Source organism: Pseudomonas putida (assembly GCA_041071465.1).
Lineage (GTDB): Bacteria > Pseudomonadota > Gammaproteobacteria > Pseudomonadales > Pseudomonadaceae > Aquipseudomonas > Aquipseudomonas putida_P.
Map to the genome: position 1 here is coordinate 4,226,177 of CP163498.1, position 20,785 is coordinate 4,246,961.

18 protein-coding genes, 4 tRNA genes and 1 pseudogene are annotated in these 20,785 nt (G+C 60.8%); 20 read left to right on the plus strand and 3 right to left on the minus strand.

What is annotated here, in order from left to right:
- The first annotated feature begins 202 nt into the window (after window positions 1-202).
- The 6 genes from AB5975_19485 to AB5975_19510 are packed head-to-tail and all read left to right on the plus strand — an operon-like array spanning window position 203 to window position 6,125.
- A complete protein-coding gene (locus AB5975_19485) occupies window positions 203-1,297 on the plus strand; it encodes an ABC transporter ATP-binding protein (protein XDR18770.1) in 1,095 nt (364 codons plus the stop codon).
- Complete coding sequence (locus AB5975_19490) at window positions 1,297-2,394, plus strand: ABC transporter ATP-binding protein (GenBank protein XDR18771.1); 1,098 nt, start codon at window positions 1,297-1,299, stop codon at window positions 2,392-2,394. The genes AB5975_19485 and AB5975_19490 overlap by 1 nt, the downstream gene beginning before the upstream one ends.
- Window positions 2,394-3,257, plus strand: coding sequence for a carbohydrate ABC transporter permease (locus AB5975_19495; protein ID XDR22997.1), 864 nt, complete (start codon window positions 2,394-2,396; stop codon window positions 3,255-3,257). Before AB5975_19490 ends, AB5975_19495 begins: the two co-directional genes overlap by 1 nt.
- A 3-nt stretch (window positions 3,258-3,260) precedes the next feature.
- Window positions 3,261-4,061, plus strand: coding sequence for a carbohydrate ABC transporter permease (locus AB5975_19500; GenBank protein ID XDR18772.1), 801 nt, complete (start codon window positions 3,261-3,263; stop codon window positions 4,059-4,061).
- 12 nt (window positions 4,062-4,073) lie between these two features.
- Window positions 4,074-4,346 (plus strand): DUF2160 domain-containing protein, encoded by a 273-nt coding sequence (locus AB5975_19505; GenBank protein XDR18773.1) that lies wholly within the window; start codon window positions 4,074-4,076, stop codon window positions 4,344-4,346.
- A 39-nt stretch (window positions 4,347-4,385) separates the two neighbouring features.
- Window positions 4,386-6,125 (plus strand): extracellular solute-binding protein, encoded by a 1,740-nt coding sequence (locus tag AB5975_19510; protein ID XDR18774.1) that lies wholly within the window; start codon window positions 4,386-4,388, stop codon window positions 6,123-6,125.
- Window positions 6,126-6,221: 96 nt separating this feature from the next.
- Here AB5975_19510 and folD read toward each other — a convergent pair whose 3' ends face one another.
- Complete coding sequence (gene folD, locus AB5975_19515; GenBank protein ID XDR18775.1) at window positions 6,222-7,076, minus strand: bifunctional methylenetetrahydrofolate dehydrogenase/methenyltetrahydrofolate cyclohydrolase FolD; 855 nt, start codon at window positions 7,074-7,076, stop codon at window positions 6,222-6,224.
- 270 nt (window positions 7,077-7,346) lie between these two features.
- Between folD and AB5975_19520 the strand changes: the two genes are divergently transcribed.
- The 11 genes and pseudogenes from AB5975_19520 to AB5975_19570 all read left to right on the plus strand — a co-directional run bounded on the left by AB5975_19520 (window position 7,347) and on the right by AB5975_19570 (window position 17,065).
- Window positions 7,347-7,423 (plus strand) — tRNA-Arg (locus AB5975_19520).
- A 41-nt stretch (window positions 7,424-7,464) separates the two neighbouring features.
- Window positions 7,465-7,540 (plus strand) — tRNA-His (locus AB5975_19525).
- Window positions 7,541-7,592: 52 nt separating this feature from the next.
- Window positions 7,593-7,677: transfer RNA gene (locus AB5975_19530), tRNA-Leu, on the plus strand.
- Between the two features lie 44 nt (window positions 7,678-7,721).
- A tRNA-His gene (locus AB5975_19535) sits at window positions 7,722-7,797 on the plus strand.
- 244 nt (window positions 7,798-8,041) lie between these two features.
- A complete protein-coding gene (locus tag AB5975_19540) occupies window positions 8,042-8,341 on the plus strand; it encodes a DUF6388 family protein (protein XDR18776.1) in 300 nt (99 codons plus the stop codon).
- Window positions 8,342-8,589: 248 nt separating this feature from the next.
- Window positions 8,590-9,903, plus strand: a complete 1,314-nt coding sequence (gene tig, locus AB5975_19545) for a trigger factor (GenBank protein ID XDR18777.1) — start codon at window positions 8,590-8,592, stop codon at window positions 9,901-9,903.
- Between the two features lie 91 nt (window positions 9,904-9,994).
- The gene (gene clpP, locus AB5975_19550) at window positions 9,995-10,636 is read left to right on the plus strand and encodes an ATP-dependent Clp endopeptidase proteolytic subunit ClpP (GenBank protein ID XDR18778.1); all 642 of its coding nucleotides are present in this window, start codon (window positions 9,995-9,997) and stop codon (window positions 10,634-10,636) included.
- Window positions 10,637-10,744: 108 nt separating this feature from the next.
- On the plus strand, window positions 10,745-12,028 hold the full coding sequence (clpX, locus tag AB5975_19555) for an ATP-dependent Clp protease ATP-binding subunit ClpX (GenBank protein ID XDR18779.1): 1,284 nt from the start codon (window positions 10,745-10,747) through the stop codon (window positions 12,026-12,028).
- Window positions 12,029-12,252: 224 nt separating this feature from the next.
- Window positions 12,253-14,587, plus strand: a pseudogene (gene lon, locus AB5975_19560) (endopeptidase La).
- 152 nt (window positions 14,588-14,739) lie between these two features.
- A complete protein-coding gene (locus tag AB5975_19565; protein ID XDR18780.1) occupies window positions 14,740-15,012 on the plus strand; it encodes an HU family DNA-binding protein in 273 nt (90 codons plus the stop codon).
- A gap of 181 nt (window positions 15,013-15,193) precedes the next feature.
- On the plus strand, window positions 15,194-17,065 hold the full coding sequence (locus tag AB5975_19570; GenBank protein XDR18781.1) for a SurA N-terminal domain-containing protein: 1,872 nt from the start codon (window positions 15,194-15,196) through the stop codon (window positions 17,063-17,065).
- An 82-nt stretch (window positions 17,066-17,147) separates the two neighbouring features.
- Here the strand turns inward: AB5975_19570 and AB5975_19575 are convergent, their stop codons facing one another.
- Window positions 17,148-18,188, minus strand: a complete 1,041-nt coding sequence (locus tag AB5975_19575; protein ID XDR18782.1) for a patatin-like phospholipase family protein — start codon at window positions 18,186-18,188, stop codon at window positions 17,148-17,150.
- Window positions 18,189-18,365: 177 nt separating this feature from the next.
- On the opposite strand from AB5975_19575, the gene AB5975_19580 reads away from it, so the two are divergent.
- The 3 genes from AB5975_19580 (at window position 18,366) to AB5975_19590 (ending at window position 20,313) form a co-directional block, all read left to right on the plus strand.
- Window positions 18,366-18,644 carry a lipoprotein gene (locus AB5975_19580; GenBank protein ID XDR18783.1) on the plus strand — a complete coding sequence of 93 codons (279 nt, stop codon included), beginning with the start codon at window positions 18,366-18,368 and terminating at the stop codon, window positions 18,642-18,644.
- Between the two features lie 14 nt (window positions 18,645-18,658).
- Window positions 18,659-19,438, plus strand: coding sequence for a CHAD domain-containing protein (locus tag AB5975_19585; GenBank protein ID XDR18784.1), 780 nt, complete (start codon window positions 18,659-18,661; stop codon window positions 19,436-19,438).
- A gap of 77 nt (window positions 19,439-19,515) precedes the next feature.
- A complete protein-coding gene (locus tag AB5975_19590) occupies window positions 19,516-20,313 on the plus strand; it encodes an acyl-CoA thioesterase (protein ID XDR18785.1) in 798 nt (265 codons plus the stop codon).
- A 36-nt stretch (window positions 20,314-20,349) separates the two neighbouring features.
- On the opposite strand, the gene AB5975_19595 is transcribed toward AB5975_19590, so the two are convergent.
- Complete coding sequence (locus AB5975_19595; protein XDR18786.1) at window positions 20,350-20,718, minus strand: Mpo1-like protein; 369 nt, start codon at window positions 20,716-20,718, stop codon at window positions 20,350-20,352.
- Between the last annotated feature and the right edge of the window lie 67 nt (window positions 20,719-20,785).

Consider the following 20,785-nt stretch of genomic DNA (forward strand, 5'->3'; position numbering starts at 1 on the left):
TGTTATGGGCGGACCGCTGTTCAGTGTTGTTCACCGCTGTTCATTGTCAAACCGGCAAGTGTTCAGTTGTTCAGTGATTGTGTTCACTTGTGAACCCGCGATTTGCCCGTTCTGCCATCCAGGCCCCGGACCAGAGCACCGGGGAATGACTGGCACGAAACTGGCTGTGCTCGGCGGACAACCCTCACAAAAAGGCCACGCCATGTCCCTGGTGCTGGAGCAGGTCAGCCGCAGTGTCGACAACCAGCCCTGGGTCGTCGATGCCTCACTGCGTTTCGAGCCCGGTTCGTTCAACGTGCTGTTGGGCCGTACCCTGGCGGGCAAGACCAGCTTGATGCGCCTGATGGCCGGGCTCGACCGCCCGGACCGGGGGCGGGTGCTGATGGACGGCCAGGACGTCACCGGCGTGCCGGTGCGCCAGCGCAATGTGTCGATGGTGTATCAGCAGTTCATCAATTACCCTACCTTGAGCGTGTACGAGAACATCGCCTCACCGCTGCGCCAGGCGCGCATGGCCGAGGACCAGATCCGCCGCCGGGTGCAGGAAACCGCCGAGATGCTGCGCATCGAAACCTACCTGCAGCGCCTGCCGCTTGAGCTTTCCGGTGGCCAGCAGCAGCGCACGGCGATGGCCAGGGCGTTGGTCAAGGACGCCTCGTTGATCCTGTTCGACGAGCCATTGGTCAACCTCGACTACAAGTTGCGCGAGGGCCTGCGCCAAGAGCTGCGTGAGTTGTTCGCGGCCCGCCATTGCATTGCTGTGTACGCCACCACCGAGCCCAACGAGGCGCTGGCGCTGGGCGGCACCACTACCCTGGTGCACGAAGGCCGCATCGTGCAAAGCGGGCCCACCGCCGAGGTGTATCAGCGCCCGTGCAGCGTGCTGGCTGCCGAGTTGTTTTCCGAGCCGCCGATCAACCTGGTGCCCGGCCGTATCAGTGGCAACGAGGTGAGCCTGGCCCAGGCCGTGCACTTTGCCCGCAATGCCGATTTGCAGCCGTTGGCCGAGGGCGACTACCGCTTTGGCGTGCGCCCCAGCCATATCACCCTGGTGCCGGCCCATGACGATGACCTGGAATTGGCGGTGCTGGTGGAACTGGCAGAGATCAGTGGTTCAGAAACCTTTCTGCATGTGCGCAACGAATTCTGGCGCATGGTCCTGCACCTGCCTGGGGTGCACGAATACCAGGTGGATACGCCGATCCGTGTGTTCATCCCCACGCACAAGCTGTTCGTCTTCGACAGCGCCGGGGTGTTGGTGCAGGCCCCGGGGCTGCGCCAGGCAAGGAGAGGGTAATGGCCGAAATTCGCCTGCGCCAACTGGCGCACAGTTACAGTCGCCAGCCCGCCAGCGAGGCAGACTATGCCCTGCACGCGCTGGAACATGTGTGGGAGCAGGGCGGTGCTTATGCCTTGCTCGGGCCATCGGGCTGCGGCAAGTCGACGTTGCTCAATATCATTTCCGGGCTGCTGACGCCGTCCCATGGCGAGGTGCTGTTCGACGGCAAACCGGTCAACCAGTTGTCACCGCAGGCGCGCAACATCGCTCAGGTGTTCCAGTTTCCGGTGGTGTACGACACCATGACGGTGTTCGACAACCTGGCTTTTCCCCTGCGCAACCAGGGGCTGGACGAAGCGCGTGTGCGTGCCCGGGTGGAAGAAATTGCCGAGGTGCTCGACCTGGCTGGCGTGCTGCGCAAGAAGGCACGCAACCTCAGTGCCGACGAAAAGCAGAAGGTCTCGATGGGGCGTGGCCTGGTGCGCGATGACGTATCGGCAATCCTGTTCGACGAGCCGCTGACGGTGATCGACCCGCACCTGAAATGGAAGCTGCGGCGCAAGCTGAAGCAGATCCATGAGCAGTTCAACATCACCATGATCTACGTCACCCATGACCAGCTGGAGGCCTCTACCTTCGCCGACAAGATCGCAGTGATGCACGGCGGGCGCATCGTCCAGTTCGGCACCCCGCGCGAGCTGTTCGAGCGACCGCGACATACGTTTGTCGGCTACTTCATCGGCAGCCCCGGGATGAACCTGATTGACGTGCGCGCCGAGACAGATGCAGTGGTGTTCGGTGATGTCCGCCTGGCGCTGCCCGATGGCCTGCGCGAGCGCCTGGCGGCGATGGCGGGTGGGCGATTGCAAGTGGGTATTCGCCCGGAGTTCGTGCAGCTGTGGGACGGCCCGTTCGATGATGCCCACCCGGCGCGGGTGCTGGATGTCGAAGACCTGGGTACCTACCGCATCGTCACCCTCGAACTGGGCGGCGTCGCGCTCAAGGCGCGGCTGAGCGAGGATCGCCCGTTGCCCGTGGAGCTGGCCTGGGTCAGCCTGCCCGCGCAGTGGCTGATGCTGTACGTCGACGATGTGCTGCTGGAGGCCGGGCCATGATCAACAAGGTGCCGAACAACAAGGCGTGGTGGCTGGTGCTGCCGGTGTTTCTGCTGGTGGCATTCAGTGCGGTGGTGCCGATGATGACGGTGGTCAACTATTCGGTGCAGGACATCTTCGACCAGTCCAACCGCTACTTCGTCGGCGCCGACTGGTACCGCCAGGTGCTGCGCGACCCGGCGCTGCACGATGCATTGCTGCGCCAGTTCATCTACTCCGCCTGCGTGCTGCTGATCGAGATCCCGCTGGGTATCGGCATTGCCCTGACCATGCCAACCAAAGGCCGTATGGCCTCGGTGTGCCTGATCATCATGGCTATTCCGTTGCTGATCCCGTGGAACGTGGTTGGCACTATCTGGCAGATTTTCGGCCGTGCCGACATCGGCCTGCTCGGCGCCACCCTGGCCAAGCTTGGGGTCAGCTACAACTACGCCGGCGACCCGTTCGACGCCTGGCTCACCGTGCTGGTGATGGATGTGTGGCACTGGACCTCGTTGGTGGCGTTGCTGTGCTATTCGGGGCCGCGTGCCATCCCCGACGTGTACTACCAGGCCGCGCGCATCGACCGTGCCTCGGGCTGGGCCGTGTTCCGCCATATCCAACTGCCCAAGCTGAAGAACGTGCTGCTGATCGCGGTGATGCTGCGCTTCATGGACAGCTTCATGATCTACACCGAGCCATTCGTGCTGACCGGTGGTGGGCCTGGCAACGCGACCACGTTCCTCAGCCAGACCCTCACACGCATGGCCGTGGGGCAGTTCGACCTGGGCCCGGCAGCGGCGTTCTCGCTGGTGTACTTCCTGATCATCCTGCTGGTGTCGTGGCTGTTCTACACAGCCATGACCCATGCCGACAAGGACTAGGCCATGAGCACGCGCAAATCGCTGGCCCTGCTGCTGTACTTCTTCTTTCTGCTGGTGCCGATCTACTGGCTGCTGAACATGTCGTTCAAGAGCAACACCGAGATCCTGGGTGGCCTGACCCTGTGGCCGCAGGCGTTCACCCTCGACAACTACCGGGTGATCTTCACCGATGCCAGCTGGTACAGCGGCTACATCAACTCGCTGTACTACGTGTGCCTGAACACGCTGATTTCCTTGCTGGTGGCGTTGCCGGCGGCCTATGCCTTCTCGCGCTACCGCTTCCTTGGCGACCGGCACCTGTTCTTCTGGCTGCTGACCAACCGCATGGCGCCACCTGCGGTGTTCCTGCTGCCGTTCTTCCAGCTGTACTCGTCAATTGGCCTGTTCGATACCCATATCGCCGTGGCCCTGGCCCATTGCCTGTTCAACGTACCGCTGGCGGTGTGGATTCTGGAGGGGTTCATGTCGGGGGTGCCGAAGGAGATAGACGAAACGGCCTACATCGACGGCTACAGCTTTGCGCGCTTTTTCGTGAAGATTTTCATTCCGCTGATTGGCTCCGGTATCGGCGTCACGGCGTTTTTCTGCTTCATGTTCTCCTGGGTCGAACTGCTGTTGGCGCGCACTCTGACGTCGGTGAATGCCAAACCGATTGCCGCAGTGATGACCCGCACCGTGTCGGCATCAGGTATCGACTGGGGCGTGCTGGCGGCGGCGGGGGTACTGACCATCTTGCCGGGCATGCTGGTGATCTGGTTCGTGCGCAACCATGTGGCCAAGGGCTTTGCCCTGGGCCGGGTGTGAGGAGGGCGACGCATGGAGTGGATGGCCTGGACCTTGCCGACGGCGCTGTTTTTCGTCGCCATAGGCATGCTGCTGCTGAGCATGACCCTGCTTGAACTGCGTCGCCCGTGCGTGGAGCGACGGGGCTTCTTGCCGCTGGTCACCAGCCGTGGTGACCGCTTGTTCATCGGCCTGCTGGCCAGCGCCTACCTGCACCTGCTGGTGGTCGGCGTCAGCGACTGGCCATTGTGGGGGGCCTCGCTGCTGTCGCTGGCGTGGCTGGTGGTGGTACTGCGCTGGGGCTGAGCGAGCGGCCCTGTGGGATAACTGAAACGGGAGATCACAATGTTCGATAACAAGCACAACAGGCGACATTTGACCCTGGCCGCATTGCTGGTACTGGCCAGCGTGCAAGGCTCAGCCTGGGCCGACCAGTACGAAGATGCGGCCAAAAAATGGATCGGCAGCGAGTTCAAGCCTTCGACCCTTACCCCAGAGCAGCAGTTGGCTGAACTGCAGTGGTTTATCAAGGCCGCCGAGCCGTTCCGTGGGATGAAGATCAATGTGGTGTCGGAAACCATCACGACCCATGAATACGAGTCCAAGGTGCTGGCCAAGGCTTTCAGCGAGATCACCGGCATCCAGCTGACCCACGACCTGCTGCAGGAAGGCGACGTGGTGGAAAAGCTGCAGACACAGATGCAGTCGGACAAGAACATCTACGACGGCTGGGTCAATGACTCCGACCTGATCGGTACGCACTTTCGCTACGGCAAGGTCGAATCGATCACCGACCTGATGGCTAACGAGGGCAAGGACTACACCTCGCCGACCCTCGACCTGAAGGACTTCATCGGTATTTCGTTCACCACCGCGCCTGATGGTAAGGTCTATCAGTTGCCCGACCAGCAGTTCGCCAACCTGTACTGGTTTCGTGCCGACTGGTTCGAACGGCCTGAGCTGAAAGCCAAGTTCAAGGAGAAGTACGGCTACGAGCTAGGTGTGCCGGTGAACTGGTCGGCCTACGAGGACATTGCCAAGTTCTTCACCGAAGACGTCAAGGAGATCGACGGCAAGCGCGTCTATGGCCATATGGACTACGGCAAGAAAGACCCATCGCTGGGCTGGCGCTTTACCGATGCGTGGTTCTCCATGGCCGGCGGCGGCGACAAGGGGCTTCCCAACGGTTTGCCGGTGGATGAATGGGGCATTCGTGTGGAGGACTGCCATCCGGTGGGCTCCAGCGTGACCCGTGGCGGCGACACCAATGGACCGGCCGCCGTCTATGCCACGCAGAAGTATGTGGACTGGATGCGCGCCTACGCGCCCAAGGAAGCCCAGGGCATGACCTTCTCCGAAGCCGGCCCGGTGCCGGCGCAGGGCAACATCGCCCAGCAGATCTTCTGGTACACCGCGTTCACCGCCGACATGACCAAGCCCGGCTTGCCGGTGGTGAATGCCGACGGCACACCGAAGTGGCGCATGGCGCCCTCGCCGAAGGGGCCGTATTGGGAGGAGGGGATGAAACTGGGCTACCAGGACACCGGCTCGTGGACGTTCTTCAAGTCCACCCCCGAGAAGCAACGGCTGGCGGCATGGTTGTATGCCCAATTCGTCACCTCCAAGACCGTGTCGCTGAAAAAGACCATCGTCGGCCTGACGCCGATTCGCGAGTCGGACATCAACTCCCAGGCCATGACCGAGCTGGCGCCCAAGCTCGGTGGGCTGGTCGAGTTCTATCGCAGCCCGGCGCGGGTGCAGTGGACGCCAACCGGCACCAACGTGCCGGACTATCCGCGCTTGGCGCAGTTGTGGTGGAGCCATATTGCCGAAGTGGCCAGTGGCGAGAAGACCCCGCAGGAGGCGCTGGATGGCCTGGCCCGCGACCAGGATCGCATGATGGAACGCTTGCAACGCTCCAATGCCCAGGCGACCTGTGCACCGAAGCTGAACCCAGAGAAGGACGCACAGTACTGGTTCGACCAGCCGGGTGCACCGAAGCCCAAGCTGGCCAACGAAAAGCCCAAAGGCGAGACGGTCAGCTACAACGAACTGTTGAAGTCGTGGGAGGCGGCCAGGAAGTGATTGGCTGAACATCGCGAAGAGGCGGTGCAGCCACCGAAAAATCACAGGCAAAAAAAACGGCACCTGCCAGAGGTGCCGTTTTCACATCACGCGGTATTACTTATGCAGCTCTTCTGCCGCATACAGCGTGTTTTCCAGTAGGCACGCCCGGGTCATCGGCCCGACGCCACCCGGCACCGGCGTGATCCAGCCGGCGCGCGGCAGGGCGGTCTCGTAGACCACGTCGCCAACCAGTTTGCCGTCTTCCTGGCGGTTGATGCCCACGTCGATGACGATGGCGCCTTCCTTGACCCACTCACCCTTGACCAAGCCCGGCTTGCCGGCAGCCACCACCACCAGGTCGGCACGGCCTACATGGCCGGCCAGGTCCTTGGTGAAGCGGTGGCAGACAGTCACGGTGCAGCCGGCCAGCAGCAATTCCATGGCCATCGGGCGGCCAACGATGTTGGACGCGCCGACGATCACGGCGTTCATGCCGTACAGGTCCTGACCGGTGCTTTCCAGCAGGGTCATGATGCCTTTTGGCGTGCACGGACGCAGCAGCGGAATACGCTGGGCCAGGCGGCCAATGTTGTACGGATGGAAGCCGTCCACATCCTTGTCCGGGCGAATGCGCTCGAGCAGCAGCGAGGCGTCCAGGTGCGCCGGAAGTGGCAGCTGCAGCAGGATGCCATCGACGGCCGGGTCATCATTGAGGCGGTCGATCAGCTCGGTCAGGGCTTGTTGCGTGGTCTCGCTGGGCAGGTCGAATGCCTGCGAAATGAAGCCGACCTCTTCGCAGTCCTTGCGCTTGTGCGAAACATAGACTTGGGAGGCGGGGTCGGTGCCGACCAGGATCACCGCCAGGCCCGGCGTACGCAGGCCTTGCTGGCGACGCTCCACGACACGTTGAGCGATCTGCTGGCGCAGGCTGGCGGCGATCGCCTTGCCATCGATTAGGTGTGCAGTCATAGACGCGTGATTAACCATCGAGAAGGAAACAATTAAGAACGCGCATTCTCGCACGACATGGGCCAAGGGCAAAGGCGGGTGGTCGGGCAAATCCCCTAAGCCCTTAAATAATTTAAATTTTTTTTAAAAAGGTGTTGACGACTTTCGGGGTCGCCTATAAGATTCGCCGCACTTGTCGGGCACAGCCTAGCACTGGTTGGCTAAGTCGGGCAGAATGAATGGTTTAACAATTACTTGTTAACGTCTTGTTCGGTTAGGCTTCAAGCTTAAGCGCCCGTAGCTCAGCTGGATAGAGCATCCGCCTTCTAAGCGGATGGTCGCAGGTTCGAGTCCTGCCGGGTGCGCCATTAGGCAGCTTTGGCAAGCAAGTAGGCAGTAATGCAATATGGTGGGCGTAGCTCAGTTGGTAGAGCGCTGGATTGTGATTCCAGTTGTCGTGGGTTCGATTCCCATCGTCCACCCCATATTCTTCAAGGGCGCCTCGATAGCATCTGGCGCCTTTGTTTTAAGCGTTACGCGGACGTGGTGAAATTGGTAGACACACTGGATTTAGGTTCCAGCGGCGCAAGCTGTAAGAGTTCGAGTCTCTTCGTCCGCACCATGCTTCTGTAAGGTTGTACCGCAACATCGCAAGACCGCAATATGGTGGGCGTAGCTCAGTTGGTAGAGCGCTGGATTGTGATTCCAGTTGTCGTGGGTTCGATTCCCATCGTCCACCCCATATTCTTGAAAGGCGCCTTGATCGTGAGATCGGGCGCCTTTTTGTTTTGGGTTCTGCGTGGCTGTGGTTGTATGCCTTGGGTGCGTCGGCGCTCGATCTCAGAGGCGCCGAAAATGTCGTGGCGAGCCCCTTCCCGCCAAATCGCATCCCTCGCCCTTGCAATCCACTGGTGACACCCCAATAAAAGCTGTTAGATTTCAGCCGGTTGAAACACCGGCCCGTTTGGCTGGCAGAGGACACCACGATGATTGCAAAAGAAGCCCGTCAGGCCCTGGCGCTGCAGCGCTTTGCCGAAGCCAATCCGCAGTTGCTCGAGGAGATCCGTGAGCTGGACGCGCGTGAGCAGGCTCAGCAGATCGAGTGGGCGTTCGAGGATGCAGCCGACGAGCAGGGTATTCAGCCCTGGGAGCTGGCGCTGCAATTGATTGCCGAAACCCCGGAGCAGCTGAACGCCATGCGTCTGGAGACGCACCGTGAGGTGGCCGAGGCGCTGGGGCTGGAATGGGAAGAGTACTGCCAGTTCAACGAAATCGATCCTGAATAAAGGAAGCGAATTCGCCACAGGCAGTTGTTTGACAAGGTATTTCGGCTGCACGTCGCCTCGGGTGTCGTGCAGCCCTTATTGAAGCAGGCCCGGCGGTGTGCCGTGCGGGCCTTGAAAGTTAATCGACCGGCGTTGTTTCCCGTCGTCCCGAGTGGGGTGACTTCTGCTGCGTGACTCACTAGAATGCTTGCCCTTGATTCTTGGAGTCGGGCTAACGCCGGCTAACGTCTGTGCAACGAGGAATATCCATGCAAGTTTCTGTTGAAAACACTTCCGCTCTCGAGCGCCGCATGACCATCGCCGTTCCGGCCGAGCGCGTCGAGAACGAAGTCAACAAGCGTCTGCAGCAGACTGCCAAGCGCGCCAAGATTGCGGGCTTCCGTCCTGGTAAAGTGCCGATGAACGTGATCCGTCAGCGTTTCGAAGCTGACGCCCGTCAAGAGGCTTTCGGTGACCTGGTCCAGGCTTCCTTCTACGAAGCCATCGTCGAGCAGAAGCTGAACCCGGCTGGTGCCCCGGCTGTAGAGCCGAAGTCCTTCGAAAAGGGCAAGGACCTGGAATTCGTCGCCATCTTCGAAGTGTTCCCAGAGTTCACTGTTTCCGGCCTCGAGTCGATCAACGTCGAGCGCCTGAGCGCCGAAGTGGCTGACGCCGACCTGGACAACATGCTGGAAGTGCTGCGCAAGCAGAACACCCGTTTCGAGGCCGTCGAGCGCGCTGCGCAGAACGACGACCAGGTCAACATCGACTTCGTCGGCAAGGTCGACGGTGAAGTATTCGCCGGTGGTTCGGCCAAGGGCACCCAGCTGGTACTGGGCTCCGGCCGCATGATCCCAGGCTTCGAAGATGGTCTGGTTGGCGCCAAGGCGGGTGAAGAGCGCGTTGTGAACGTGACCTTCCCAGAGGATTACCAGAACCTGGACCTGGCTGGCAAAGCCGCCGAGTTCACCATCACCGTCAACAGCGTTTCGGCACCTGTGCTGCCAGAGCTGAACGAAGAGTTCTTCGCCCAGTTCGGCATCAAGGAATCGACCCTGGAAGGCTTCCGCGCCGAAGTTCGCAAGAACATGGAGCGTGAGCTGCGTCAGGCGATCAAGACCAAGGTGAAAAACCAGGTCATGGACGGTCTGCTGGCTGCCAACCCGATCGAAGTGCCGAAAGCCCTGCTGGAAAACGAAGTCAATCGTCTGCGCGTGCAGGCTGTTCAGCAGTTCGGTGGCAACATCAAGCCTGAGCAGCTGCCAGTCGAGCTGTTCGAAGAGCAAGCCAAGCGCCGCGTAGTGCTGGGCCTGATCGTGGCCGAAGTGGTCAAGCAGTTCGAGCTGAAGCCAGATGACGCCAAGGTTCGCGAGATGATCGAAGAAATGGCTTCGGCTTACCAAGAGCCTGAGCAGGTCATCGCCTGGTACTACAAGAACGATCAGCAACTGAACGAAGTGCGTTCGGTTGTGCTGGAAGAGCAAGTTGTAGATACTGTTCTGCAGAAAGCGACTGTGACCGACAAGTCGGTCTCGTACGAAGATGCCGTTAAGCCAGCTGAGGCTCCTGCCGCTGCTGAGTAACGGGCTTCTCTCGTAGGAAACCCCCACAAGCCAGCCTTCGAGCTGGCTTGTGCGTATTCAAGCCATGACTATTTGGGAGTGAGCGCAGGACATGTCCCGCAATTCTTATATTCAGCAGAGCTCTGACATCCAGGCCGCAGGCGGTCTGGTCCCGATGGTTATCGAGCAGTCCGCCCGTGGCGAACGCGCCTACGACATCTACTCGCGCCTGTTGAAGGAGCGAGTGATCTTCCTGGTGGGCCCTGTAGAAGACTACATGGCCAACCTGGTAGTGGCGCAGATGCTGTTCCTTGAGGCGGAAAACCCGGACAAGGATATCCATCTTTACATCAACTCCCCAGGCGGTTCGGTGACGGCTGGCATGTCGATCTACGACACCATGCAGTTCATCAAGCCGGATGTCTCGACCATCTGCATCGGCCAAGCCTGCAGCATGGGTGCCTTCCTGTTGGCCGCTGGCGCCAAGGGCAAGCGTCACTGCCTGCCTAACTCGCGGGTGATGATTCACCAGCCGCTGGGCGGCTTCCAGGGCCAGGCTACCGACATCCAGATCCACGCCCAGGAAATCCTCAGCATCAAGGCGCGTCTCAACGAGCTGCTGGCCTACCACACCGGCCAGGACCTCGAGACCATTCAGCGCGATACTGAGCGTGACAACTTCATGAGCGCCTCGCGCGCGGCCGAGTACGGCCTGATCGACTCGGTCTACGACAAGCGGCAACTGGCCTCCTGAACCGGGGTGCCAGAGCAGGTAGGCGCCGAAAGCGCCTACCTGCGGACTTGAAAAAGCCCGCAATTGCCTTCATCTTGTGTTGCAAGCCTACCGGATTGGATCGATCGAATGACTGACACCCGTAACGGCGAGGACAGCGGCAAATTGCTCTATTGCTCCTTCTGCGGCAAAAGCCAGCACGAAGTGCGCAAATTGATTGCCGGGCCCTCGGTATTTATCTGCGACGAGTGCGTCGACCTGTGCAATGACATCATCCGTGAGGAGGTGCAGGAAGCCCAGGCCGAAAGCAGCGCGCACAAATTGCCTTCGCCGAAAGAAATCAGCGGCATCCTGGACCAGTACGTCATTGGTCAGGAGCGCGCGAAGAAGGTGCTGGCCGTAGCGGTGTACAACCACTACAAGCGCCTGAACCAGCGTGACAAGAAGGGTGACGAAGTCGAACTGGGCAAGAGCAACATCCTGCTCATCGGGCCGACTGGCTCGGGCAAGACCCTGCTCGCCGAAACCCTGGCACGCCTGTTGAACGTACCGTTCACCATTGCTGACGCCACCACCCTGACCGAGGCCGGTTATGTGGGTGAGGACGTCGAGAACATCATCCAGAAGCTGTTGCAGAAGTGCGACTACGACGTGGAAAAGGCCCAGATGGGCATTGTCTACATCGACGAAATCGACAAGATCTCGCGTAAGTCGGACAACCCATCCATCACCCGTGATGTTTCGGGCGAGGGTGTGCAGCAGGCGTTGCTGAAATTGATCGAGGGCACCGTGGCCTCGGTTCCGCCGCAAGGTGGCCGCAAACACCCGCAACAGGAATTCCTGCAGGTTGATACCCGCAACATCCTGTTCATTTGCGGTGGTGCGTTCTCGGGCCTGGAAAAGGTCATCCAGAACCGTTCCACCAAGGGTGGCATCGGTTTTGGCGCCGAAGTGCGTAGCAAGGAAGAGGGCAAGAAGGTTGGCGAATCCCTGCGTGAGGTCGAGCCGGACGATCTGGTCAAGTTTGGCCTGATCCCGGAGTTTGTCGGCCGTCTGCCGGTATTGGCTACACTCGACGAGCTGGACGAGGCTGCGTTGATGCAGATCCTCACCGAGCCGAAGAACGCCCTGACCAAGCAGTATGCCAAGTTGTTCGAGATGGAAAGCGTCGACCTCGAGTTCCGCAGTGATGCGCTCAAGGCCGTAGCGCGCAAAGCCCTGGAGCGTAAAACCGGCGCCCGTGGCCTGCGTTCGATCCTCGAAGGCGTGCTGCTCGACACCATGTACGAGATTCCTTCGAAGAAGGAGGTCAGCAAGGTGGTGATTGACGAGAGCGTCATCGAGGGCACCTCGCAGCCGCTGATGATCTACGAGAACAGCGAGCCGCAAGCCAAGGCCGCGCCAGACGCCTGATTCAGGTAATGGCCGGTTATCGGTTGCAAGCAAGAAGGGGGCCTACGGGCCCCTTTCTGCTTTTCCTGCGCAAGCGCTTGTAATTTCCCAGGCGTGCCCCCACATTAGGTCCAAGCATCATTTCCACCGGTTTCCGGCCATAAGGCCGCTGTAGAGGCGAAATCATGAAGACCACCCTCGACTTGCCTCTTTTGCCATTGCGCGATGTCGTTGTTTACCCGCACATGGTTATCCCGCTGTTCGTGGGGCGTGAAAAGTCCATCGAAGCCCTCGAGGCAGCGATGACGGGCGAAAAGCAGATCCTCCTGCTGGCCCAGAAGAATCCAGCCGACGACGACCCGGGTGAGGACGCCCTGTACCGCGTCGGTACCGTTGCCACTGTGCTGCAACTGCTGAAGCTGCCTGATGGCACCGTGAAGGTGTTGGTCGAAGGCGAGCAGCGTGGCGCCGTCGAGCGTTTCACCGAGTAGAAGGGCACATCCGTGCCGAAGTCTCCCTGATCGACGAAACCGATGCCGCCGAGCGCGAGTCGGAAGTGTTCGTGCGCACGCTGCTGTCGCAGTTCGAGCAGTACGTTCAGTTGGGCAAGAAAGTCCCTGCCGAAGTGCTGTCTTCGCTGAACAGCATCGAAGAGCCTGGGCGTCTGGTCGACACCATGGCCGCGCACATGGCCCTGAAGATCGAGCAGAAGCAGGAAATTCTCGAAATCGTCGACCTGACTACCCGTGTCGAACACGTGCTTGCGCTGTTGGACGCCGAAATCGACCTGCTGCAGGTCGAAAAGCGCATTCGCGGCCGGGTCAAGAAGCAGATGGAGCGCAGCCAGCGCGAGTACTACCTGAATGAGCAGATGAAGGCCATTCAGAAAGAGCTGGGCGATGGCGATGAAGGCCACAACGAAGTCGAAGAGCTGAAAAAGCGTATCGAAGCCGCTGGCCTGCCCAAAGATGCCCTGGCCAAGGCCCAGGCAGAGCTGAACAAGCTCAAGCAGATGTCGCCGATGTCGGCCGAGGCCACCGTGGTACGTTCGTACCTCGACTGGCTGGTGCAGGTGCCGTGGAAGGCGCAGAGCAAGGTGCGCCTGGACCTGACCAAGGCCGAGGAAATCCTCGACGCCGACCATTATGGTCTGGAAGAGGTCAAGGAACGTATCCTCGAGTACCTTGCCGTACAGAAACGCGTCAAGAAAATCCGCGGCCCGGTGCTGTGCCTGGTCGGCCCACCCGGCGTCGGCAAGACCTCGTTGGCCGAGTCGATCGCTGCCGCCACCAACCGCAAGTTCGTGCGTATGGCCCTGGGTGGTGTGCGTGACGAGGCCGAAATTCGCGGCCACCGCCGTACCTACATCGGCTCCATGCCGGGCCGTCTGATCCAGAAGATGACCAAGGTGGGGGTGCGCAACCCGCTGTTCCTGCTCGATGAAATCGACAAGATGGGCAGCGACATGCGCGGCGACCCGGCCTCGGCGCTGCTTGAAGTGCTCGACCCGGAGCAGAACCACAACTTCAACGACCACTACCTGGAGGTCGACTACGACCTTTCGGACGTGATGTTCCTGTGCACCTCGAACTCGATGAACATCCCGCCGGCGCTGCTCGACCGGATGGAAGTCATCCGCCTGCCGGGTTACACCGAGGACGAGAAGATCAACATCGCGGTCAAGTACCTGGTACCCAAGCAGGTCAAGGCCAATGGCTTGAAGAAGGAAGAGCTGGAAGTCGACGTCTCGGCGATCCGCGACATCATCCGCTACTACACCCGCGAAGCCGGTGTGCGGGGCCTCGAGCGGCAAATCGCCAAGGTCTGCCGCAAGGTGGTCAAGGAACATACCGGGCAGAAGCAGGTCAAGGTCAAGGTGGCCAGCGAGCAGCTGGAGCATCTGCTGGGCGTGCGCAAGTTCCGCTACGGCCTGGCCGAGCAGCAGGACCAGATCGGCCAGGTGACCGGCCTGGCCTGGACTCAGGTTGGCGGCGAACTGCTGACCATCGAGGCCGTGGTCATCCCCGGCAAAGGCCAACTGATCAAGACCGGCTCGCTGGGCGATGTCATGGTCGAGTCGATCACCGCCGCGCAGACCGTGGTTCGCAGCCGCGCCCGCAGCCTGGGGATTGCAGCCGACTTCCACGAGAAGCACGACGTGCACATCCACATGCCTGAAGGCGCCACGCCGAAGGACGGCCCAAGTGCCGGTATCGGCATGTGCACCGCGCTGGTGTCGGCGCTGACGCAGATTCCGGTACGTGCCGACGTGGCCATGACCGGCGAAATCACCCTGCGTGGCCAGGTGTTGGCCATTGGCGGGCTGAAGGAAAAACTGCTGGCGGCACACCGTGGCGGATCAAGACGGTGATCATTCCAGAGGAAAATGTTCGCGATCTGAAGGAGATTCCGGAAAATATCAAACAGGATCTTCAGATCAAACCGGTCAAATGGATTGACGAAGTCCTGCAAATTGCGCTGCAATACGCCCCGGAGCCCTTGCCAGATGTGGCTCCTGAGATTGTCGCGAAAGATGAAAAGCGCGACGGCGATGCTAAGGAAAGAATCAGCACGCATTAGTAGTTTTTGGCTGGGGGGCTTTCCTTGACAGTTTTTTCGGGGCCTTGCTATAAAGCGGCACGCTATTGTCAACAGGCCACCCAGCGCACGTTTCATAAGCTTTTCATTACATACTTAGAAACAAACTCAATAGAGAAATAAGGGGACTTAGAGTGAACAAGTCGGAACTGATTGACGCTATCGCCGCATCTGCAGACATCCCGAAAGCTGTAGCCGGCCGTGCGCTGGATGCAGTCATCGAATCCGTCACCGGCGCCCTGAAGCAAGGTGACGATGTAGTACTGGTTGGCTTCGGTACCTTCTCGGTCAAGGATCGCGCCGAGCGTACCGGCCGCAACCCGCAAACCGGCAAGGCGATCAAGATCGAAGCCGCCAAGGTTCCAGGTTTCAAGGCAGGCAAAGGCCTGAAAGACGCCGTCAACTAAGTCGTCTTTCAGCCGGACCCGGCCTGGCCTGGTCCGAGCACGGTGACGGCGGGGCGCAAACGTTCCCGCCTGACACGTTTGCTAAGAAAAGGCGCATCCTCGGATGCGCCTTTCTTTTATCAGGATTCTACCCACGCTCCGCGGTTGTCGACGCAGTGGTACAGCCGTTTCTGGGGGACGCATGCTGCAAAATATCAGGGACAATTCACAAGGTTGGATTGCCAAGACCATCATCGGCCTTATCGTCGTGTTGATGGCGTTGACCGGCTTCGAAGCCATTTTTCAGGCCGCCACCCATAGCCAGGACGCCGCCAAGGTGAACGGCCAGACCATCAGCCAGAACGAGCTGAGCCAGGCGGCCGACATGCAGCGCCGTCAGCTGATGCAACAGTTGGGCAAGGATTTCGACCCAGCGCTGCTGGATGACAAATTGCTGCGTGAAGAGGCCCTCAAGGGCTTGATCAGCCGCAAGCTGCTGCTGCAAGGCGCCGAAGATGCCAAGTTCGCCTTCTCCGAGGCCGCGCTTGATCAGGTGATCCTGCAGACGCCGGAGTTTCAGGTGGACGGCAAGTTCAGTGCCGACCGTTTCGACCAGGTCATCCGCCAGATGGGCTACGGTCGCATGCAGTTCCGCGAGATGCTCGCCGAGGAAATGCTCATCGGCCAGCTGCGCACCGGCCTGGCTGGCAGCAGCTTCGTGACCGATCAGCAGGTTGACGCCTTTGCTCGCCTCGAGAAGCAGACGCGCGACTTCGCCTCCCTGACCTTCAAGGCCGACCCGGCCGCGGTCAAGGTCAGCGAAGAAGAGGTGAAGGCGCACTACGACCAGCACGCCAAGGAGTTCATGTCGCCTGACCAAGTAGTGATCGACTACATCGAGCTGAAGAAGTCGGCGTTCTTCGACCAGGTCAAGGTCACCGACGAAGAACTCAAGGCCCAGTACGAGAAGGAAATCGCCAACCTCGCCGAGCAGCGCCATGCCGCGCACATCCTCATCGAGGTCAACGACAAGGTCACCGAAGCCCAGGCCAAGGCCCGCGCCGAAGAGATCGAGCAGCGCCTGGCCAAGGGTGAAGACTTCGCCGCGCTGGCCAAGGAGTTCTCCCAGGACCCAGGCTCGGCCAACAACGGCGGCGACCTCGGCTTTGCCGGCCCGGGTGTATACGACCCAGCCTTCGAAGACGCGCTCTACAAGCTGCAGGATGGCCAGGTATCGACGCCGGTGCGTACCGAGTTTGGCTACCACCTGATCAAGCTGCTGGGCGTGCAGGCGCCAGAAGTACCGAGCTTCGCCAGCCTGAAGGACAAGCTGACCCGCGACCTGAAGATTCCTTTGGTCGAGCAGCGTTATGTCGACGCCAGCAAGCAACTGCAGGATGCAGCCTACGAGGCTTCCGACCTGGCCCAGCCGGCCCAGGACCTGAACCTCAAGGTGCACACCTCTGCAGCGTTTGGCCGCGAAGGCGGTGAGGGCATCACGGCCAACCGTTCAGTGGTGCAGGCCGCGTTCTCCGAAGAAGTGCTGGATGAGGGTGCCAACAGCACCGCCATCGAACTCGACCCGGAAACCACTGTAGTGCTGCGTGTCAAGGAGCACCGCAAGCCAGAGCAATTGCCGCTGGAAGCTGTGGCCAAGAACATCAGCGAACACCTGGCCAAAGAGAAGGCGACTGCCGAGCTCAAGGCCAAGGCGGACAAGCTGATTGCCGGCCTGCGTGATGGTTCCATCGCAGCAGGTAGCGTGCATGAAGGGCAAGGCTGGAAAGCTTATGAAGCAGTTACCCGTGGTGAGGACGGCATTGACCCGGCCGAGCTGCAGGCGCTGTTCCGCCTGGGCAAGCCGCAAGCCAAGGACAAGCCGGTTTATGGCAGCGTAGTGCTGCGCGACGGTAGCCTGGTAGTACTGCAGCTCAAGGGCGTCAACGAAGGCGCAACTGCCACCGACGAAGAGAAGCAGCAGATCCGCCGCTACCTTGCGTCGCGTGCTGGCCAGCAGGACTTCGCGGCCTACCGCAAGCAGCTGGAAGCCAATGCGGATATCACCCGTTACTAAGGTGATCGCTGCATGAACAAACAGGCCGCCTCGTGCGGCCTGTTTCATTTCGGTTCACGTGAAGGCATGCACGGTCATCGTGTTAGCGCTTCACCCCTTCATAGTTATCCAGCGTATCCCGCGCAATCTCCCGCCCTAGAGCAATCAGCTCCGGCGCCTTGTAGAACTCGAAAAACCGGCAGACCCGTTTAGGCACGTTGATCAGCACGTCTGGCGGATAGCCGGCGATTTTGTACTGTGCCAACGAGGTCTGCATGACCTCGAAGCTCTGGTTGATCAGGTCCAGCAGCGAAGCAGGCCCCACGTTATCGATGATGAACGAACCGGTAGCCGACTTCGGTGCACCCTCGCGCTCCGGTGCCGCCGCCGGTTGCTGGCTTTCCGGGTCGGCGGCATCGTTCAGCCATGGGCTGGGTGGAGCCAGCCCTTCGGCGACGATCTCCTGCTCGATGCGTATCAGCTCCTCGGCCGGCTTGCGCCGAAACGGCAAGCGTGAACCCAGTGAACTCAACAAAGCATCAAAACGCATCTTGAATGCCGCCGGGCGTTCGATCACCGGCAACTGATAGTGCTTCTGGTTGGTGGCGTTGAGGTTGACCGCGATGATCAGGTCGCAATGGCTGGACACCACCGGGACGATTGGCAAGGGGTTGAGGATGCCTCCGTCGACCAGCATGCGGTTGCCTTGCATCACCGGTGTGAACAGGCTGGGGATGGCTGCCGAGGCGCGCATGGCCTGATGCAGGCAGCCCTCCTGGAACCAGATTTCCTGCTGGTTGGTGAGGTCGGTGGCCACTGCTGTGTAAGGAATACGCAGTTGCTCAATGTTGATTTCGCCGACGATCTTGCGGATCTGCCCAAACACCTTGTCGCCGCGAATGGCACCCAGTCGAAAGCTGACGTCTACAAGGCGCAATACATCCAGATAATCCAGGCTTTCGATCCAGTTGCGGTAGTCGTCCAATTTGCCGGCGGAGTAGATGCCGCCAATCACCGCGCCCATGGAGCAGCCGGCGATACAGGCGATGTCGTAGCCGCGGCGCTCGATTTCCTCGATGACGCCGATGTGTGCATACCCCCGGGCTCCGCCCGATCCCAGTACCAGCGCTACGCGTTTACTCATGAACATTCCCGGCCATTGCCACCATGGTCCTACAATGCACCCATCGCTGCCTGTGCTTCAATGTAGATCGCGCTGAGCTACTGTATTAAAACCGGCCGGAGCCCGCTGGCCGGGCAGGGCACTTTTCAGCTGCCGGGGCGTCGAACAGCCACCGAATTTTCCATTGAGGTATTACTGATGAAAGCCTGGATCTGCCTTCCACTGATTGCCTTGGCCCTTGCCGGCTGTGCGGGCAAGACGGCCTACCGTGACAGCTGCGCGACCCAGCTGGATGCCGCCTGGAAGGAACTGGACCTGGCCAAGGCCGAAGGCTTTGCCGGTGCCGTGAGCTATTCCAAGGCTTTGTCGCTGCTCACCGGGGCCAAGACCCAGCAGCAGTTCGAAGGTTACGAAAGCTGTACCCGCAAAGCTGAAAAGGCGCGCTTCTACATTCGTGAATCGCGCGCCGGGCGTTGACCAAGGAGCGTCCAATGTCTGCCATGCTCGATCATGTCGTAGCTCAGATTCTGGCCGTGCAGGTGCGCCTGCTGGCCTGTCGCGAGCGCTTGGCTGCCAATACCGACAGCGAGGCCTTGCACGACCTGCGTATCACCTTGCGCCGGCTGCGCAGCCTGCTGCGGCCGCTGCGCGGCCTGCCTGGCGTGGAGCAACTGGAAGATGCCGCCAGCGCGCTGGGTACCCTGACCACGCCGCTGCGTGATCGCGAGGTGCTGGCGGCTGAGCTGATGGGGCGCGGCCAAACCGCGGCCGGCCAGCGGCGCCTTCAGGGGCGTGACAGAATCTTCGCCAGTGTCGCTGCTAGCCCACAGCTGGCAAGGGTGCTGGCGATTGTCGACGCGTTTCCACTGTTTTTGCGTGCGGCAGGCCGTGAGGGTTTGGTCAAGTCGCTGGGCAAGCGCATCGACAAACGCCTGGTCAAGCAATGGCGCAGGTTGAACGAAGCGCTGCAGGACCCGGCCCACGATCGTCATCGGCTGCGTTTGCTGATCAAGCGTGCGCGCTATGGCGATGAGGCATACCCGCAGCTCAACCATGCAGGCAAGAAACTGCAGCGTTTGCTGAAGCAGGCGCAGGGCGACCTTGGCAACTGGCACGACCGCCTGCAATGGCTGCTGCAAGTGCGCGATCATGCCGACCTGGCCCCCTGCAAGGCGGCTTGGGAGCATGAGCTGCACGAGGCTGAGCGCCAATCGGATGTGACCCTCGATGCCCTGCAACGGGCGCTGGCGCGGCGCCAGCCCGAAAAATGACCGAAATGCGGGCTGATCCCCCGAGGTTTGCTGGCTAGGATGGGCAGACCTTTTTCGCTGCAGGCAGGAGCCGGCCAATGAATTTCAACCAACTGCTCGACGCCGTGCGGGCCAACCCGAACTCCGTCAGTATCCCGCCCAGCTGGGCCCAGGGCCGCGCTGCCTTTGGCGGGCTGATGGCGGCAATGGTCTATGAAACCATGCGCCTGAAACTAAGCGACAGCCGCCCGGTACGCTCGCTGGCCATCAGCTTTGTGGCGCCAGCGGCGGCAGATGTGCCGATCCGCTTCGAGGTGGAGGTGCTGCGTGAAGGCAAGGCAGTCAGCACCTTGCTGGGCCGCGCCGTTCAGGATGGCCAGGTTGTGACGCTGGTACAGGGCAATTTCGGTGCAGGCCGGCCTTCGGTGGTCGAAGTGCCAGCATTACCGGCGATGGAAATACCGGCACTCGATGATGCAGCTCCCGAGTTACCGTACATCAAAGGCGTTACCCCGGAGTTCATGCGGCACGTGGCATTGCGCTGGGCAGTGGGCGGGTTGCCGTTTAGTGGCAATCAGTCGCGCAAGATGGGGGGCTGGGTACGGTTGCGGGATGTGGCTGAAGAACAGGTCAACGAAACGCACCTGCTGGCGTTGGTCGATGCCTGGCCACCGAGCCTGATGCCGTTTCTCAAGCAGCCCGCAGCGGGCAGCACGCTGACCTGGACCATCGAATTCATTCAGCCCACAGCGAAGCTATCGACCCTGGACTGGTGCCGGTATTGCGTAGAGACCGAGCATGCGCGGGATGGTTATGGGCATGCTGCTGCGGCGTTGTGGACCGCAGGGGGTGAATTGCTGGCCTTGAGCCGCCAGACCGTCACCGTGTTTGCCTAACCCGTAACCACAGCGATTGCGCGCATGATCGTCACGTCAATGGCGGTGCTTGTGCCGCTCCCGCCAGGCCTTCCACCAAGCCCCGCTGAGTACAAAGCGCGGGAAGGTGATGAACTGCTCGGTCAGTAAGCGTTGCATGGCATCCTGGCGGTTGGCGAATGGCTCGGGCTGTTCGGCTTCCAGGCGGTGGCCATGGCGCTGCAGGCCGAGGCCGGCGATCAAGGCAATGATACCCACCGCGATCTGGCCCAGGTCGAGACCGAAGAGGCCGGACAGCACCAGCAGAGCCCCCAGGATGAACAACGGCACGGCAATCAGGTGCAGCACCAGATTGGTCGGGTGGCGGTGGTTATGGTGGTAGCCGCGCCATTGCCAGGCGGGCAGGTTGGGCAGGCGTTTGCTCATGGGTAATTCCTCTCGGTCATGCCCAAAGCTTAGTGCGGCCCCCGAGCGGGGGCCAATCGAGGCTGGC

Coding starts and splice junctions, on each gene's coding strand:
- folD (XDR18775.1), bottom strand. CDS start 7,076: ATGACTGCACACCTAATCGATGGCAAGGCGATCGCCGCCAGCCTGCGC.
- AB5975_19595 (XDR18786.1), bottom strand. CDS start 20,718: ATGAGCAAACGCCTGCCCAACCTGCCCGCCTGGCAATGGCGCGGCTAC.
- AB5975_19505 (XDR18773.1), top strand. CDS start 4,074: ATGGAGTGGATGGCCTGGACCTTGCCGACGGCGCTGTTTTTCGTCGCC.
- clpX (XDR18779.1), top strand. CDS start 10,745: ATGACTGACACCCGTAACGGCGAGGACAGCGGCAAATTGCTCTATTGC.
- AB5975_19575 (XDR18782.1), bottom strand. CDS start 18,188: ATGAGTAAACGCGTAGCGCTGGTACTGGGATCGGGCGGAGCCCGGGGG.
- AB5975_19570 (XDR18781.1), top strand. CDS start 15,194: ATGCTGCAAAATATCAGGGACAATTCACAAGGTTGGATTGCCAAGACC.
- tig (XDR18777.1), top strand. CDS start 8,590: ATGCAAGTTTCTGTTGAAAACACTTCCGCTCTCGAGCGCCGCATGACC.
- AB5975_19500 (XDR18772.1), top strand. CDS start 3,261: ATGAGCACGCGCAAATCGCTGGCCCTGCTGCTGTACTTCTTCTTTCTG.
- AB5975_19580 (XDR18783.1), top strand. CDS start 18,366: ATGAAAGCCTGGATCTGCCTTCCACTGATTGCCTTGGCCCTTGCCGGC.
- AB5975_19585 (XDR18784.1), top strand. CDS start 18,659: ATGTCTGCCATGCTCGATCATGTCGTAGCTCAGATTCTGGCCGTGCAG.
- AB5975_19540 (XDR18776.1), top strand. CDS start 8,042: ATGATTGCAAAAGAAGCCCGTCAGGCCCTGGCGCTGCAGCGCTTTGCC.
- clpP (XDR18778.1), top strand. CDS start 9,995: ATGTCCCGCAATTCTTATATTCAGCAGAGCTCTGACATCCAGGCCGCA.
- AB5975_19590 (XDR18785.1), top strand. CDS start 19,516: ATGAATTTCAACCAACTGCTCGACGCCGTGCGGGCCAACCCGAACTCC.
- AB5975_19510 (XDR18774.1), top strand. CDS start 4,386: ATGTTCGATAACAAGCACAACAGGCGACATTTGACCCTGGCCGCATTG.
- AB5975_19490 (XDR18771.1), top strand. CDS start 1,297: ATGGCCGAAATTCGCCTGCGCCAACTGGCGCACAGTTACAGTCGCCAG.
- AB5975_19485 (XDR18770.1), top strand. CDS start 203: ATGTCCCTGGTGCTGGAGCAGGTCAGCCGCAGTGTCGACAACCAGCCC.